Source organism: Streptomyces sp. NPDC002125 (assembly GCF_053593715.1).
On sequence record NZ_JBSFDD010000001.1, the window covers coordinates 104,600 to 119,009 of the forward strand.

Annotated in this window: 17 protein-coding genes and 1 pseudogene; 1 reads left to right on the forward strand and 17 read right to left on the reverse strand. The window is 71.2% G+C overall.

The genetic code is table 11. The annotated features are described in order from the left end of the window. Window positions 1-58: 58 nt before the first annotated feature. Window positions 59-979, reverse strand: a complete 921-nt coding sequence (gene rpsB / locus ACWCQM_RS00450) for a 30S ribosomal protein S2 (RefSeq protein ID WP_267080001.1) — start codon at window positions 977-979, stop codon at window positions 59-61. Window positions 980-1,506: 527 nt separating this feature from the next. Between rpsB and ACWCQM_RS00455 the strand changes: the two are divergent. Next, window positions 1,507-2,127: pseudogene (locus tag ACWCQM_RS00455) on the forward strand (M23 family metallopeptidase); the annotation flags it as partial. A 17-nt stretch (window positions 2,128-2,144) separates the two neighbouring features. On the opposite strand, the gene ACWCQM_RS00460 reads toward ACWCQM_RS00455, so the two are convergent. The 16 genes from ACWCQM_RS00460 to rpsP form a co-directional block, all read right to left on the reverse strand. Further along, a complete protein-coding gene (locus tag ACWCQM_RS00460; protein ID WP_450913623.1) occupies window positions 2,145-2,702 on the reverse strand; it encodes a TetR/AcrR family transcriptional regulator in 558 nt (185 codons plus the stop codon). 96 nt (window positions 2,703-2,798) lie between these two features. After that, the gene (gene whiG / locus ACWCQM_RS00465; protein WP_450913203.1) at window positions 2,799-3,635 is read right to left on the reverse strand and encodes an RNA polymerase sigma factor WhiG; all 837 of its coding nucleotides are present in this window, start codon (window positions 3,633-3,635) and stop codon (window positions 2,799-2,801) included. Window positions 3,636-3,882: 247 nt separating this feature from the next. Next, on the reverse strand, window positions 3,883-5,019 hold the full coding sequence (gene dprA / locus ACWCQM_RS00470; RefSeq protein WP_450913624.1) for a DNA-processing protein DprA: 1,137 nt from the start codon (window positions 5,017-5,019) through the stop codon (window positions 3,883-3,885). A gap of 230 nt (window positions 5,020-5,249) precedes the next feature. After that, a complete protein-coding gene (locus ACWCQM_RS00475) occupies window positions 5,250-6,872 on the reverse strand; it encodes a YifB family Mg chelatase-like AAA ATPase (RefSeq protein WP_450913204.1) in 1,623 nt (540 codons plus the stop codon). Then, window positions 6,872-7,231, reverse strand: a complete 360-nt coding sequence (locus ACWCQM_RS00480; RefSeq protein ID WP_073745751.1) for a YraN family protein — start codon at window positions 7,229-7,231, stop codon at window positions 6,872-6,874. The genes ACWCQM_RS00475 and ACWCQM_RS00480 overlap by 1 nt, the downstream gene beginning before the upstream one ends. Window positions 7,232-7,362: 131 nt before the next feature. Beyond that, window positions 7,363-7,671 carry a DUF2469 domain-containing protein gene (locus ACWCQM_RS00485; RefSeq protein ID WP_003965949.1) on the reverse strand — a complete coding sequence of 103 codons (309 nt, stop codon included), beginning with the start codon at window positions 7,669-7,671 and terminating at the stop codon, window positions 7,363-7,365. 63 nt (window positions 7,672-7,734) lie between these two features. Beyond that, window positions 7,735-8,223 (reverse strand): NUDIX hydrolase, encoded by a 489-nt coding sequence (locus tag ACWCQM_RS00490; protein ID WP_450913205.1) that lies wholly within the window; start codon window positions 8,221-8,223, stop codon window positions 7,735-7,737. Beyond that, a complete protein-coding gene (lepB, locus tag ACWCQM_RS00495; protein ID WP_450913206.1) occupies window positions 8,213-8,989 on the reverse strand; it encodes a signal peptidase I in 777 nt (258 codons plus the stop codon). Before lepB (ACWCQM_RS00495) ends, ACWCQM_RS00490 begins: the two co-directional genes overlap by 11 nt. 50 nt (window positions 8,990-9,039) lie before the next feature. After that, on the reverse strand, window positions 9,040-9,921 hold the full coding sequence (lepB, locus tag ACWCQM_RS00500; RefSeq protein ID WP_450913625.1) for a signal peptidase I: 882 nt from the start codon (window positions 9,919-9,921) through the stop codon (window positions 9,040-9,042). After that, window positions 9,839-10,897: a signal peptidase I gene (gene lepB / locus ACWCQM_RS00505; RefSeq protein WP_450913207.1), complete on the reverse strand. Its 1,059-nt coding sequence runs from the start codon at window positions 10,895-10,897 to the stop codon at window positions 9,839-9,841. The genes lepB (ACWCQM_RS00500) and lepB (ACWCQM_RS00505) overlap by 83 nt, the downstream gene beginning before the upstream one ends. Beyond that, the gene (gene lepB, locus ACWCQM_RS00510; protein WP_450913208.1) at window positions 10,890-11,660 is read right to left on the reverse strand and encodes a signal peptidase I; all 771 of its coding nucleotides are present in this window, start codon (window positions 11,658-11,660) and stop codon (window positions 10,890-10,892) included. The genes lepB (ACWCQM_RS00505) and lepB (ACWCQM_RS00510) overlap by 8 nt, the downstream gene beginning before the upstream one ends. Window positions 11,661-11,705: 45 nt before the next feature. Further along, complete coding sequence (gene rplS / locus ACWCQM_RS00515) at window positions 11,706-12,056, reverse strand: 50S ribosomal protein L19 (protein WP_014048592.1); 351 nt, start codon at window positions 12,054-12,056, stop codon at window positions 11,706-11,708. A 124-nt stretch (window positions 12,057-12,180) separates the two neighbouring features. Beyond that, a complete protein-coding gene (gene trmD / locus ACWCQM_RS00520; RefSeq protein ID WP_267079994.1) occupies window positions 12,181-13,002 on the reverse strand; it encodes a tRNA (guanosine(37)-N1)-methyltransferase TrmD in 822 nt (273 codons plus the stop codon). Continuing rightward, window positions 13,002-13,598, reverse strand: coding sequence for a ribosome maturation factor RimM (rimM, locus tag ACWCQM_RS00525; protein WP_450913209.1), 597 nt, complete (start codon window positions 13,596-13,598; stop codon window positions 13,002-13,004). The genes trmD and rimM overlap by 1 nt, the downstream gene beginning before the upstream one ends. A 106-nt stretch (window positions 13,599-13,704) precedes the next feature. After that, window positions 13,705-13,944 carry an RNA-binding protein gene (locus ACWCQM_RS00530; RefSeq protein ID WP_014153811.1) on the reverse strand — a complete coding sequence of 80 codons (240 nt, stop codon included), beginning with the start codon at window positions 13,942-13,944 and terminating at the stop codon, window positions 13,705-13,707. Window positions 13,945-13,946: 2 nt separating this feature from the next. Then, on the reverse strand, window positions 13,947-14,384 hold the full coding sequence (rpsP, locus tag ACWCQM_RS00535; RefSeq protein ID WP_073745735.1) for a 30S ribosomal protein S16: 438 nt from the start codon (window positions 14,382-14,384) through the stop codon (window positions 13,947-13,949). Window positions 14,385-14,410: the final 26 nt, after the last annotated feature.

Sequence of the window (14,410 nt, forward strand, 5' to 3'; positions counted from 1 at the left end):
GGCGGGGGCGGTGCCAGTGCACCGGCCCCCGCCGTCATTCAGCCGTGACTGACGGGTGTCAGGCCTGCTCGTCCGTGGCCGGGGCCTCGGCGGCGGGGGTCTCGGCCTGCTCCGAAGCCTGCTCGGCAGCGGCGGCGGCCGGCTCGGCGTCGGCGGCCTTCTCGGTCTCGGCGGAGGACTGAACCTCGGCGTCGTCCTTCTTCTCGCCCGCGAGCAGGTCGCGCTCCCACTCGGCGAGGGGCTCGCCGGCGGCCTTCTCGCCCGGCTTCGAGTCACCGGTGGCGGCACCGGAGCGGGCGATGAGGCCCTCGGCGACGGCGTCGGCGATCACGCGGGTGAGCAGGGTGACGGAGCGGATCGCGTCGTCGTTGCCCGGGATCTTGTAGTCGACCTCGTCGGGGTCGCAGTTGGTGTCGAGGATCGCGACGACCGGGATGTGGAGCTTGCGCGCCTCACCGACGGCGATGTGCTCCTTCTTGGTGTCGACGATCCAGACGGCGCTCGGCACCTTCTGCATCTCGCGGATACCACCGAGGGTCTTCTCCAGCTTGGCCTTCTCGCGGGAGAGGACCAGGAGCTCCTTCTTGGTGAGGCCGGAGGCGGCCACGTCCTCGAAGTCGATGAGCTCGAGCTCCTTCAGACGCTGAAGGCGCTTGTAGACGGTGGAGAAGTTGGTGAGCATGCCACCGAGCCAACGCTGGTTGACGTACGGCATGCCGACGCGCGTCGCCTGCTCGGCGATGGCCTCCTGGGCCTGCTTCTTCGTACCCACGAACATGATGGAGCCGCCGTGGGCGACGGTCTCCTTGACGAACTCGTAGGCGCGGTCGATGTACGACAGCGACTGGAGCAGGTCGATGATGTAGATGCCGTTGCGCTCGGTGAAGATGAAGCGCTTCATCTTCGGGTTCCAGCGACGGGTCTGGTGACCGAAGTGGACGCCGCTTTCCAGCAGCTCCCGCATCGTGACGACGGCCATGGCCGTACTCCTTGAGGTACTCGGTTGTCGCGACCGCAGGATTGCTGTCGCGCCTGACGCCCCGACGCGCCGTGCCACGAGGGACCGAGAGGCGCGGCCACCGTCCGCAGAGAGGAGAGGTGGAGGGGCGTGCGAAGTCGACCCGGTGACCCGGATCGCCAGAAGAAGTGTACGGGACCCGCCGGGTGCCGGGTGACGGCGATGTCCACAAGCGCTCGGCTGTCCACAGATCCGGGCCATGATCCCCGCGGAACGGGCGGCCGGGGCATCGTGCGGTCATGCCCCGCACCCATGGAAATCCCCTGTCCGGCCCCTTGCCCGGAGCTCTGCCACGACGGACGGCCCGGCCCCTGGCCCGCCCCTCGTCCCGACCCCTGCTCCGGCCCCCGGCCCGGCGGCCCCTGCGTAGCTGCCGGTCACGGCTGCCGGCCCGGTCACGGCCGCCGGCCCGGCCCCTGCTCCGCCCCGGGACACGGCCTCTGCCCCGGCCACGCGGCGCGCCGGCCTCAACCCGGCCCTGGGGCGCGCTGCCCGCAGTGCCTTCCGGGACGCCCCGAGCCGCACGGCCTTCCGGGACGCCCCGGGCCGCAGCGCCGACTGCCGTGACGCTCACGGCGCTGCTGATGGCCGTGCTGCTCGCGCTGCTGCTCAACGGGTCCGCCGCCCGGGCCGCTCCCCCGGATGCTCCGCCGACGGGCGGTGACCGGGTCTGGCCGCTCGCCGGCCGGCCCGTGGTCGTACGCGGCTGGGAGCCGCCCGCCGGTCCCTACGGCCCTGGTCACCGAGGGGTCGACCTCGCCGCCCCGCCGGGCACCCCCGTGCTGGCGGCCGCCGCGGGCCGGGTCGCCTTCGCGGGGCCGGTGGCGGGGCGCGGGGTGGTCTCCGTGGATGTGGCCCGGAGCGGGGAGCCGCCGCTCCGGTACACGTACGAGCCGGTGCGGGCGCGGGTCGCCCGGGGCGACGAGGTGAGCGCGGGGCAGGTGGTGGGCGTGGTCGGACCGGAACCCTCCCACTGCGCCTCCGGCTGTCTGCACTGGGGGCTGCGGCGCGGCGGCGTTTATCTGGACCCGCTGTCGCTGCTTCCCCCGTCACTGCTGCGGCGGGGCCCCTCCAGGTTGCTGCCGGTGCTGGGCGTGCCGCTGCCGGAGGAAGGGCGCAGGTCCGCTCAGCCCCTGACCCCGCGCAGGATCATGGCCACGGCGGTGTCGGCCACGATGCCGGGCTCCTCAGCTGCGCCCAGCTCGATCCTGCGCACCGCGGCGTCCACGGAGCCCTGCAGGAGCATGGCCGCAAGCCTGGGCTCGCTGTGGCCCAGGTCGGCGAGGGCCTCGACGATCATGGCGATCAGGCCGCCGTGCGCGGCACGGATCTTCTCCCGCGCGCCCGCGTCCAGCTCGCTCGCGGAGATGGCCACGACCGCGCGGTGCCGCCGGTCCCCGACCAGGTCGAGCTGCCGTCGTACGTAGGCCTCGATCTTGGCCTCGGGGGTGGAGGCGCGCTCCATGGCGTTCTCGACCTCGGCGGCCCAGACGGGGAAGTCGACGGCGCAGAGCTCCTCGACCACGGCGGCGCGGGAGCGGAAGTACTCGTAGACGGAGGACCTGGCGAGGCCGGTGCGCTCGGCGAGGGCGGGGAAGGTCAGCGCTTCCGTACCGCCCTCGGACAGCAGGGAGCGCGCGGCGTCCAGGAGGGCGCCGCGCTGCATGGTCCGGTGCTCGGCCACGGAGGCCGCTCGAATCCTGGGCACCCCACCACTCTACGGCGGCACGGGATCGAGGGAAGGTGCGCGTCCGGGACCGGATGGCCGAAGCCGCCCGGCTCAGCGTCCGGCGTCGGCCAGTTTGGCGCGGAGCTGGAGCACCGACTTGGTGTGGATCTGGCTGACCCGGCTCTCGGTGACGCCGAGGACGTTGCCGATCTCGGCGAGGGTGAGGCCCTCGTAGTAGTAGAGGGTGACCACGGTCTTCTCCCGTTCGGGGAGCGTGTTGATGGCGCGGGCCAGCAACCGTCTGAGCTCGCGGTCCTCGGCGACCTCGACCGGGTTGTCGGCGGCGGTGTCCTCCAGCGTGTCCATCAGGCTGAGCCGGTCGCCGCCCTCACCGCCCACATGCAGCAGTTCTTCCAGCGCCACCACGTTGGCGAGCGACAACTGGCTGAAAACGGAGTGCAGTTCTTCCAGGGCGACGCCCATCTCCGCCGCCACCTCCGCCTCCGAGGGTGTACGCCGCAGCTGGGCCTCCAGCGTGGCGTAGGCGCGCTCGACGTTGCGCGCCTTCTGCCTCACCGACCTGGGAATCCAGTCCAGGGCCCGGAGTTCGTCGATCATCGCGCCGCGGATCCTGGTGATCGCGTAGGTCTCGAACTTGATGGCGCGTTCGATGTCGAACTTCTCGATGGCGTCGATCAGCCCGAAGACTCCGGAGGACACGAAGTCCGCCTGCTCCACATTGGACGGCAGCCCCACGCTGACCCGGCCGGCGACGTACTTCACGAGGGGCGAGTAGTGCAGGATCAGCTGCTCCCGCAGCCGCTCGTCGCCGGTGGTCTTGTACGAACGCCACAACTCGTCGAGCGAGGAGGGGGCGGGAGGGCGCACAGTGCCACGCGCAGCCGGTGGTGCTGCCGCGCGGTCAGACCCGGAGGTGTGCTGGGGCATGTGGTGCCTTGAGCCGTTCTGTGAGCTTCTGGGACGTGTCTCTGGGGCGGATTCCTTGTGAGCGTAGCGTGACTGCGGCGTTGCGGTGCGCGCTGGACGAGGGAACCGTGCGATGCGATTGCGCCGGTCTTCACCCGCCGGCGGAGACGGTCCGACGGCGGATCCGTCACCACGCACAGCGGGCCCCGAGGCCTGAGGAGGTAATTCCGAGGTCATCGGCATTACCTTTTCACCCGAATGCTCCGGGTCAAGTAACGCCTCGCCGCGCGTCACCATTGCAAGTCGGTCCACTCGTCAACTTCCATCCGTCGCCTTCGCGTTCGACGAACCCCAGTGAGTACAGCTCGTACAGACGTCCGAGCGCTTCGTCCGTCGAGGTCCCCGCGCTCCGGGCCACGTCACGGCCGTCCCTCACACCCCTCCTGGGCAGCGCGTCGAGGACCCGTGCGGAGACGGGGTCGAGCTGGTCCCTGGGCAGGACCGGGCCACGTCCCACCGGGGCGAGGTCGCCGATCTCGCCGATCAGCTCCGAGATCTCGGCGGCGTCGGTCACCAGGACGCCCTCGCCCCGCAGGAGTTCGTGGACTCCCGCCGAAAGACCGCTGGTCGCCGGGCCGGGCACCCCCATCGTGAAGCGGCCCAGCCGCTGCGCGCTCCTCGCGGTGACCAGCGAGCCGCTGCGGTACTCCGCCTCCACCACCACGGTGCCCCGGGTGAGTGCCGCGATCACCCTGTTGCGGAGGACGAACCTGCTGCGTGTGGGGTGCTCCGAGGGTGGCAGTTCCCCCATGACCAGGCCCTGTTCCGCGATGCGCCCGATCAGCTCGGCGTGGCCCCGGGGGTAGGCCACGTCCACCCCGCAGGCCAGCACCGCCATCGTCGCCCCTCCCGCGGCCAGCGCCCCCCGGTGTGCGGCGCCGTCCACACCGAACGCCGCGCCCGAGACCACCACCCAGCCCAGCTCGGCCAGCCCCGCGCCGAGTGCCGCGGCCATGTGCGCCCCGTACGGTGTGCAGGCCCGCGCGCCCACGACGGCGACCGAACGCAGGGCCCAGAGGCGCAGATCGCGTCTGCCGCGCACCCAGAGCCCGACCGGGCGTGCGTCACCCAGGTCGTCGAGCTGGGTCGGCCATTCCTGGTCTCCGGGGCAGACGAAGCGCCCCCCGAGCGCGGCCATGTCCGCCAGATCCTTGCGGGGATCCACGCCCGCGGCCCGTAGGCGATAGCCGCCGAGCCGCGCCTCGGTCATCCCCGCGAGTGTCCGGGCCACCCCTTCCGTACCGGTGAGACGCCGGAACACTTCGGCCGCCCCGAACTCGCGGAGCCAGCGGCCTCCCCGCTCGTCGCCCGGTTCGAACACCCGGGCGAGCGCCGCTCGCGCCAGCCGGTCCTGGTGGTCGCCGCCGCCCGGAAGGCCGTCGCCACCGGCCGCCGGCGCGGGGCCGTCAACCCCGGCAGCCGGGAAACCGCTCGCACCGGTGTCCGCGAAGCCGCCGGCACCTTCAGCCGTGACACCGCTCGCACCGGCCGCCGCGAAGCCGCCGGCACCAGCTGCCGGGAGGCCGTTCGCCGCCGCGGCCGCGAAGCCGTCCGCACCTGCGGCCGGCAGGCCGTTCACGAGGCACCGGCCCGCATCGGCACCCCGCGCTGGATGCCGGTGCGCAGTTCCAGCGCCACCGCGATGTCGGAGGCGTCCGGCCGGTCGGCTGCTCTCAGATCGGCCACGGTCCACGCCACCCGCAGGACCCTGTCCAGGCCCCGGGCCGTGAGGACACCCCGCTCCATGTCCCGCTCGGCCGCCATGAGCGCGCCGGGCGCCGCCACCAGCCTCGTCCGCAGCTCGTGCCCCGGCACCTCGCTGTTGGTGCTCCAGGGGGTGCCCGCGAGCCGTGCGGCGGCCCGCTCCCTGGCTTCCCGCACCCGGGCGGCCACCTCCGCCGAGGACTCCCCGCGCCCGCCGCGGCCCATCAGGTCGGCCCGTCCGACCGGCTCCACCTCGACCCGCAGATCGACCCGGTCGAGCAGGGGGCCCGAGAGCCGCGCCTGATAGCGCCGCACCGCGGACGGCGGGCACTCGCAGCCCGCTCCGGCCAGGGTGTGCCTGCCGCAGGGACAGGGGTTCGCGGCCAGCACCATCAGGAATCGCGCGGGCAGCCGGACGACCCCGGCCGCACGCGCCACCACCACGTGTCCGGACTCCAGGGGCTGGCGCAGGGCGTCGAGCGCCCGCCCGGAGAACTCGGGAGCCTCGTCCAGGAAGAGCACACCCCGGTGCGCCAGGGACACCGCCCCCGGCCTGGGCAGGCCGTTTCCGCCGCCGACCAGCGACTGCATCGTCGCCGAGTGGTGCGGTGCGCAGTAGGGAGCCCTGCTGATCAGTGGTTCACCCGGCGGAAGGATGCCCGCGACCGAGTGCACCGCCGTCACTTCGAGCGACTCCTGCCGGCTCAGCGGCGGCAGGATCGCCGTGATCCGCTCGGCCAGCATGGTCTTCCCCGCCCCGGGCGGCCCGGAGAGCAGCAGATGGTGCCCTCCGGCCGCGGCCACCTCCAGGGCGTGGCGGGCCCTGGCCTGGCCCGCGACATCCGCCAGGTCGGGTCGGTGCCCCGCGCCGTCCGCGGCGTGCGCGGCCAGGCCCGTGCCGATGCCCGCTCCCGGCACCAGCAGTCCGGCCAGCATCGTGTCGGGACGGCCCGGCTCGGCGACGGGCTCGTCGGGCACCGGTTCGTCGCCGAGGATCGCGATCAGCTGTCGCAGGCTCCGCACGCCGAGGACGGAGATCCCCGGCACCAGGGCGGCCTCCCCCGCGGTCTGCTCCGGGACGACGACATGGCGGTACCCCGCCTCGGCCGCCGCCAGCACCGCCGGCAGCACCCCGCGCACCGGGCGCACCCTGCCGTCGAGGCCGAGCTCGCCGATCATCACCACATCGGCGATGGCGGCCGGGTCGATCCGCTCCGCCGCACCGAGGACCGCGCTGGCGACAGCGAGGTCGAAACCCGATCCGCCCTTCGGCACGGAGGCGGGCGACAGCCCCACGGTGAGCTTCTTCTGCGGCCACTCCGCGCCGGAATTGACGACCGCGGCCCTGACCCGGTCCCTGCTCTCCACCAGGCTCTTGTCCGGGAGGCCGACCAGCGTGAACGCCGCGACCCCCGGCTCCAGATCGGCCTGGACCTCGACCACCACACCCTCGACGCCGACCAGCGCCACCGAGCACGCACGCGCGAACCCCATCAGGCCACGCCCCGCACATGCTCGGTGACCGGGGCGCCGCGCCTCGGCAGGATCACCCCGACCAGATCGATCCGGACCCCGCCCGGCGGCGGCCCGCCGTGCCGGTCGAGCCAGATCTCCGCGAGCCTTCGCAGCCGGTCGGCCTTGACCGGTGTGACGGCCTCCATCGGATGCTCGAAGCAGCCCGCCCTGCGGGCCTTCACCTCGCAGACGACGACCGCGTCGCCGTCCCTCGCCACGATGTCGATCTCTCCCGCGCGACACCGCCAGTTGCGCTCCAGGACGGTCATTCCGGCCTCGGTCAGCAGCCGCGCCGCCAGATCCTCGCCGTACCGCCCGAGTGCCCCCCGTGCGTTCATTCGGCACCACCTCCGGCACCGACTCTGACGCGCCCCGCCGGATCTGTTGGATCTTGGTGGAAAACCGGGTGATTGTGAATATCCCGGCCACTCGGACGAGTGAACCGGGATATCGCGGGGCCTGCGCGGGATCAGCCGCCCGGAAGTTCGAGGTCGCTCTTGTTGAGCTCCTCGATGTTCACGTCCTTGAACGTCAGCACCCGGACCTGCTTGACGAACCGAGCGGGCCTGTACATGTCCCAGACCCATGCGTCCGCCATGGAAACCTCGAAAAAGACCTCACCCTGGACCGAGTGCACCTGCATCTCGTAGTCGTTGGTGAGGTAGAAGCGCCGTTCGGTCTCGATCACATATTTGAACAGACCGACGACATCGCGGTACTCCCGGTAGAGCTTCAGCTCCATCTCGGTCTCGTACTTCTCGAGGTCCTCGGCGCTCATGGCATGTTCCCCTTCAGCCGTGCGTCCCCCTATTGTGCGTCAGCCCCACGCGCCCCTGGCCGATTAGACGATTTCGGGGGCGAGAACCAGCGGAACACTCGGGGGACCCTCGTCGAGCAGCGTGCGCAGCAGCCCGGCGAGCCTGGTCGGATACACCGTCTCACGCGTGGCGAGAAGTTCGGCGGAAGTCCACCACCTCAGACCGGCGACGCTGCGCAGCTCCAGCTCGGTCAGGCCCTTCTGGTCGGTGGCGGTCTGCGACGTACGCGCCAGGAAGTACCACTCGTCCTGGTCCCAGCGCCGCCCGTCGAACGGGAAGGAGCAGATCCTCGTCCACAGCAGCGGGCCGAGCGACACGTCCGTGATCCCGGTCTCCTCGACGAGCTCACGCAGGGCGGCCTCCTCCCGGGTCTCGTCGCCCTCCAGGCCGCCGCCCGGGGTGAACCACCAGCTCTCGGCGGGGTCGTCCGGCTCGAAACCGTGCAGCAGGAGAATCCGGTCGTCCGGGTCCAGGAGCACCACGCGGGCGACCCTGCGGATCTCAGCGGGCACCGGCGGACGCCTTCGGCCGTTTGGTACCGCGCGCGGAGCGGGCGGCGAGCGGGCCGTAGGCGGCACCGCCCAGGATCAGCACCACGCCCACCACGACACCGCCGAGCTGGAGCGGCAACGGGCCGCTGGACGACACCCCGCCGGGCAGCGCCGCGAAGGCCTCGGGCCTGCCGATCATTCCGTTCATGGGCCAGGCCACGGCGTCCACCCTGGCCTGGACGGCACTGCGCGGGACCGAGCCCTGACCCGGGTCCTCCAGATGGACTCGGGAGTCCATGGACGTGTTGCGCTCGTCGCCGAGAAGGAAGAGCTGCCCCTCGGGCACCTCGGCCGTGAAGTTCTGCGGGGAGGCCGGGGCCTTCCCGTCCGGCCCGACGAGCGAGGAGGCGCCGTCCGCCCGGAGATACGGTTCTTCAATGGGTTCGCCGTTGACGGTGAGCCGGCCGTCCTTGTCGCAGCAGGCGATCCTGTCGCCCCCCACGCCGACGACCCGCTTCACCATCGGCACGTCGCCCCACGTCGAGTCGGTGAAGACGACCACGTCGCCGCGGCGGACCTCGCCGCCCTCGATCCGCTCGGCGAGCACCCGGTCCCCGGCGTTGATCGTCGGGGTCATCGAGTCGGTCGGCACGGTGTACGGCCTGTACACCACCGCTCCCCAGGCGAAGCAGCCGAGAAAGAGCACACAGCCGACGGCCACGGCCAGGTTCGACAGCACACTGCCGAGCCGGCCCCGGCCGTCACCCGTACGTCCTGATCCACTCATCCCAGCGCTCCCCCATCGGAGATCGACAATCGCTGATCCGAGTCGGCACCCTACCCGGCGGTACGCCCAGCGGTCAGCCTGCGCCGACGCCAGAACACGAGGGGCAGCGCACCGGCTACACCCAGTGCTCCGGGCACCGCCGCGGACGCCGCCGCGTTCAGGCCGGGCTGGTCGAACGTGCTCGGCACCGGCAGGGTCGCCCAGCGGTTGACGGGCCAGGCGATGACGATGGCCCGGCCGACGACCTCGTCCGTGGACACCGTGCCCTGCCCGGGCAGCTCCTGGTGGTAGCGGGAGTCCAGCGAGTTCTGCCGGTGGTCACCCATCACCCAGATCCGGCCCTCGGGCACATGGATCGGTCCGAACGGCTCGTCGTCGCAGGCGCTGTTGCCCTCGAAGATGAAGGACTTGTCGTCCAGCGCCTTGCCGTTGACCGTGACCGGCCCGTTCTTCTTGCACTCGACGGTGTCACCGCCGATCGCGATGACCCTCTTGATCAGGTCCTTCTCCTCGGCCGACGGCATCAGCCCGATGAAGCTCAGGAACTTCTGCACCGCGTTCGGCTCGGGCGTCGCGGTGTCCTCCAGCCAGCCGCCCGGGTCGTGGAAGACCACGACCTCGCCGCGCTCCGGCTCCGAGCCGAACCACGGGGTCAGCTTGTCGACCAGCACCCGGTCGCCCCGCTGCAGCGTGTTCTGCATGGAGTCCGAGGGGATCGAGAACGCCTGTACCAGGAACGTCTTGATCAGCAGCGCCAGGATGAGCGCGATGCCGATGAGCAGCGGCAGTTCCTTCCAGAAGGAGCGCGGCTTCTTCACCGCCGTGCTCCCGCCGTCCGCGGAATGGCCGTCACTCTCCGCCTCCCCCGGGACCCCGTCGCCCACGGGCCGGTCCTCGGGCTCGTCGTGTCCGGATCGTGCGCCGACCGCCAAATCCCCCACATCCACTCCTCACTCCGTGCCACCGCCCGCGCCCGATCCGGCGCAGGCCCACCACTCCCATAACGAGCGGGAGTTCCGCAGGGGTCGGGAGCAGGACCATTCCGTTGCGATCCTGGGAGGACACACTATTCGACGGGCTCGGCGCGGCCGTCGTCCCGGCGCGCCCGTCGGGGACCGAGGCGTACGTCCCGGGCTCCTCCAGCCTGCGCCAGTGACCGAAGGGCCAGGCGATCACGACGGCCCGTCCCACGACCTCGTCCTCCGAGACCGTGCCCTTCCCCGGCTTGTCGAGATGGAAGCGCGAGTCCGCGGAATTCGAGCGGTGGTCGCCCATCACGAAGATCCGGCCCTGGGGAACCTTTACCTCGAATGTGAGAGTGGATGGCACATCGCCGGGATTCAGGTACGGCTCGTCGAGCGCGACGCCGTTGACCGTGATCCTTCCGTCGGCACCGCAGCACTTCACGGTGTCGCCGCCGACGGCCACCACGCGCTTGATCAGATCCTGCTCGTCCTCGGAGGGGAGCAGCCCGATGAAGGTCAGCAGTTCCTTGACCTGTTTGATCCCGGCCGGCGGGTCCTCGGTGGCGGTCTTCTCCTGCTGGAGCCAGCCGCCCGGGTCCTTGAAGACGACGACGTCACCGCGCTGCGGCTCCGAGCCGAACCACGGGGTCAGCTTGTCCACCAGCACCCGGTCGCCTATCCGGATGGTCTGTTCCATCGACCCCGAGGGGATCACGAAGGCCTGTACGAGAAAGGTCTTGAGCACCAGCGCGATCAGCAGGGCCACGAGGACCAGGAGGGGTATCTCCTTGATCGCGGAACTGCGCCTGCGGCGCTTCACCTTGCGGGCGAGCCGGCGGCGCTCCGCGCGGGTGGGCAGCGAGCGCGCGGTGACCGGCCTCGACCCGGTGGGCAGCGGCGGGCCCGTCTCCGGTTCTCCCCGCTTACGGCCCCGGTTACCCATGGTCGGCGCCCGCCGGCCGTATGCCCGCGAAGGCGGTGGTCCTCTCCAGGGAACCGATCCTGCCGAGCGGCCAGCCGAGCCAGTCCACCCGTCCGACCACCCGCTCGACGGGCACCATGCCTCCCCCGGGCTGCCCCAGGTGGTCACGGGAGTCGCGCGAGTTGCTCCGGTGGTCGCCCATCATCCAGAGGGTGCCCTCGGGCACCACGATGTCGAAGGCCACGTCGGACGGACGGTCGCCCGGGCGCAGGTACTCCTCGTCCACCGGAGCGCCGTTCACCTCGAGCCTCCCCCGCTTGTCGCAGCAGACCACCCGGTCGCCCCCCACGCCCACCACCCGCTTCACGAAGTCGGACCCGGCGGGTTCGGCCAGTCCCAGGGAAGCCGCCGCCCCGCGCACCAGCGCGCCCAGGGCGTTCCCCCCGGACGTCTCCTGCACGAAGGAGCCGGTGCCGTCGAAGACCACCACGTCGCCGCGGACCGGCTCCGAGCCGAAACGGTACGCCAGTTTGTTGACGAGGACCCGGTCCCCGACCCTCAGCGTGGGCTCCATCGAGCCACTGGGGATGAGGAAGGGCTGCAGCACGAAGGAGCTGAAGAGCAGCAGGGCGACCGTGCAGAGCATGCCCGTGAAGACGGCCCGGCCCCATGACATCGAGGTGGCCGGCCGGTCCGGAACATGCGTGAAGCGCGACCCCTCCTCCGTCCCGTCTGCGGGGCCGGAGGAACGATCGCGCTCCATGTGCTGTGCTTCCGTGTCCATCGGGGCCGAATCCTATCCGGCCGCGCTGTGGACGCCGGAGGGGAATCAGCGGTCGCGCTTCTCCTTGATCTTCGCGGCCTTGCCGCGGAGCTCACGGAGGAAGTACAGCTTGGCGCGACGGACGTCACCGCGGGTGACGAGCTCGATCTTCTCGAAGATCGGGCTGTGCACCGGGAAGGTGCGCTCGACGCCGACGCTGAAGGAGACCTTGCGGACCGTGAAGGTCTCGCTGACGCCCGAGCCCTGGCGGCGGATGACGATGCCCTTGAACTGCTGGATACGGGAGCGGTTGCCCTCGATCACGCGCACGTGGACGTTGACCGTGTCACCGGGGCGGAACGCCGGGAGGTCGGTACGGAGCGAGGCGGCGTTGACGCCATCGAGCAGGGAAGCCATGTTGTCTGCTTTCTTCGCCGATGCCACAGGTCATCGACGGGAGAGAGTGAAGTTCGGATGCTGATCACATCGGGCGGGCGTCTTTCCCCCTGTGGCAGGGGCGCACGCCGGACGTACAGCGCGCCTATTCTTCCACGGCCTCGGGCCTGCGCCAAAATCGTCCGCCGGGCTCCGGGGACCAGCCGAGGATGGAGAGGATCTCGCGGTCCTTCTTGTCGAAGCCGGACGCCTCGCAACGCTCGATCAGATCGGGCCTGTTGAGCGCCGTACGACGGAACGCCTCGTCCCTGCGCCAGCGTGCGATCCGGCCGTGATGTCCGCTGAGCAGCACATCGGGGATGCCCCTCCCGCGCCACTCCGGGGGCTTCGTGTAGACCGGCCCTTCGAGCAGGTCGGCCATGGCTCCGGGCGCGAAGGAGTCGTCCCGGTGCGATTCGGCGTTGCCGAGGACTCCGGGCAGCAGCCGGGCCACCGCCTCCGTGATCACCAGGACGGCCGCCTCGCCGCCGGCCAGGACGTAGTCGCCGATGGAGACCTCGATGACCGGCATCCGGGTCGTGTACTCGTCCATCACCCGGCGGTCGATGCCCTCGTACCGGGCGGGCGTGAAGACCAGCCACGGCCGCTCCGAGAGCTCCACGGCCAGTTCCTGGGTGAAGGGCCTGCCGCTGGGCGTGGGCACCACGAGCACCGGGGAGTGCGCCCCCGCCTCGTAGCCGTCGGCCAGCACGTCGTCGAGCGCCTCGCCCCAGGGCCCGGTCTTCATGACCATGCCGGGACCGCCGCCGTAGGGGGTGTCGTCCACCGTGTTGTGCCGGTCGTGGGTCCAGGACCGCAGGTCGTGCACCTGTACGTCGAGGCTGCCGCGGGCCCGCGCCTTGCCGACGAGCGAGACGTTCAGCGGTTCGAGGTACTCGGGGAAGATCGTGACGACGTCGAGCCGCATCAGGCCTCGCCCTTCCCGGACTCGCCGCCGGCGTCCCCGGCCGGGGCGTCCTCCCCGGCGTCGCGCGTGGAGGCGATGACGGCCTCGCTCTCGTCGATCAGACCCGGCGGCGGCGTGATGACGGCCCGCTGCTCCTCCAGGTCGATCTCGGTGACGATCTCCTCGACGAACGGGATCATCACCTCGCTGCCGTCCGGACGCTCCACGATGAAGAGGTCCTGGGACGGCAGGTGCGTGATCTCGGTGATCCGGCCGATCTCCGTGCCGTCTGCGAGGACGACGTCGAGGTCCATCAGCTGGTGGTCGTAGAACTCCTCGGGGTCCTCGGGCAGTTCCGCCGGGTCCACCTCGGCGATCAGCAGGGTGTTGCGCAGCGCCTCGGCCGCCGTGCGGTCCCGTACGCCCTCGAACCGGAGCAGCAGCCTTCCGCTGTGCACCCGGCCGGTCTCGATCGTCAGCGGCCCCACGTGGGCGGGCTCCGTGGACAGCACGGCCCCGGGCCCGAGCCGGAGCTCGGGCTCGTCGGTGCGCACCTCGACGGTGACCTCGCCCTTGATGCCGTGGGCGCGACCGATCCGCGCAACTACCAACTCCACGCTACTTCTCCCGATGATCTTCTACTGAGGAGGCGGTCATGTACCGACGACAAAGGCCGGGGACGGCTCGAAAGCCCTCCCCGGCCCCGGCCGGTGTTCAACTCTTTCAGCGAACCTGGTCCACATCGACGAGGTCGACACGGATTCCACGTCCGCCGATGGCACCCACGACGGTACGCAGGGCGCGCGCGGTGCGGCCGTTGCGGCCGATCACCTTGCCGAGGTCGTCCGGGTGGACCCGGACCTCCAGGACGCGCCCACGGCGCAGGTCACGCGAGGCGACCTGCACATCGTCGGGGTTGTCGACGATGCCCTTCACGAGGTGCTCAAGAGCCTCCTCGAGCATGCTCAGGCCTCGGTCGACTCGGTGGACGCAGCGTCAGCCGCCTCGTCCGCCTTCTTGTCCGACTTCTTGGCCTTCTGGGTGATGGCCTCACCCTTGGCCTCGTCACCGTCCGTGGCCAGGGCCTCGAACAGGGCGCGCTTGTCAGCCTTGGGCTCCGGCTGCAGGAGCGGCGCCGGGGCCGGAAGGCCCTTGTGGGCCTGCCAGTCACCGGTGAGCTTCAGGATCGCGAGGACGGGCTCGGTCGGCTGGGCGCCGACGGACAGCCAGTACTGCGCGCGCTCTGCGTTGACCTCGATGCGCGAGGGGTTCTGCACCGGGTGGTACAGGCCGATCTCCTCGATGGCCCGGCCGTCACGGCGGGTACGGGAGTCGGCGACGACGATGCGGTAGTGAGGCGAACGGATCTTGCCCAGACGCTTCAGCTTGATCTTGACTGCCACGGAAGTGGTGTCTCCTGGTCTCTGAC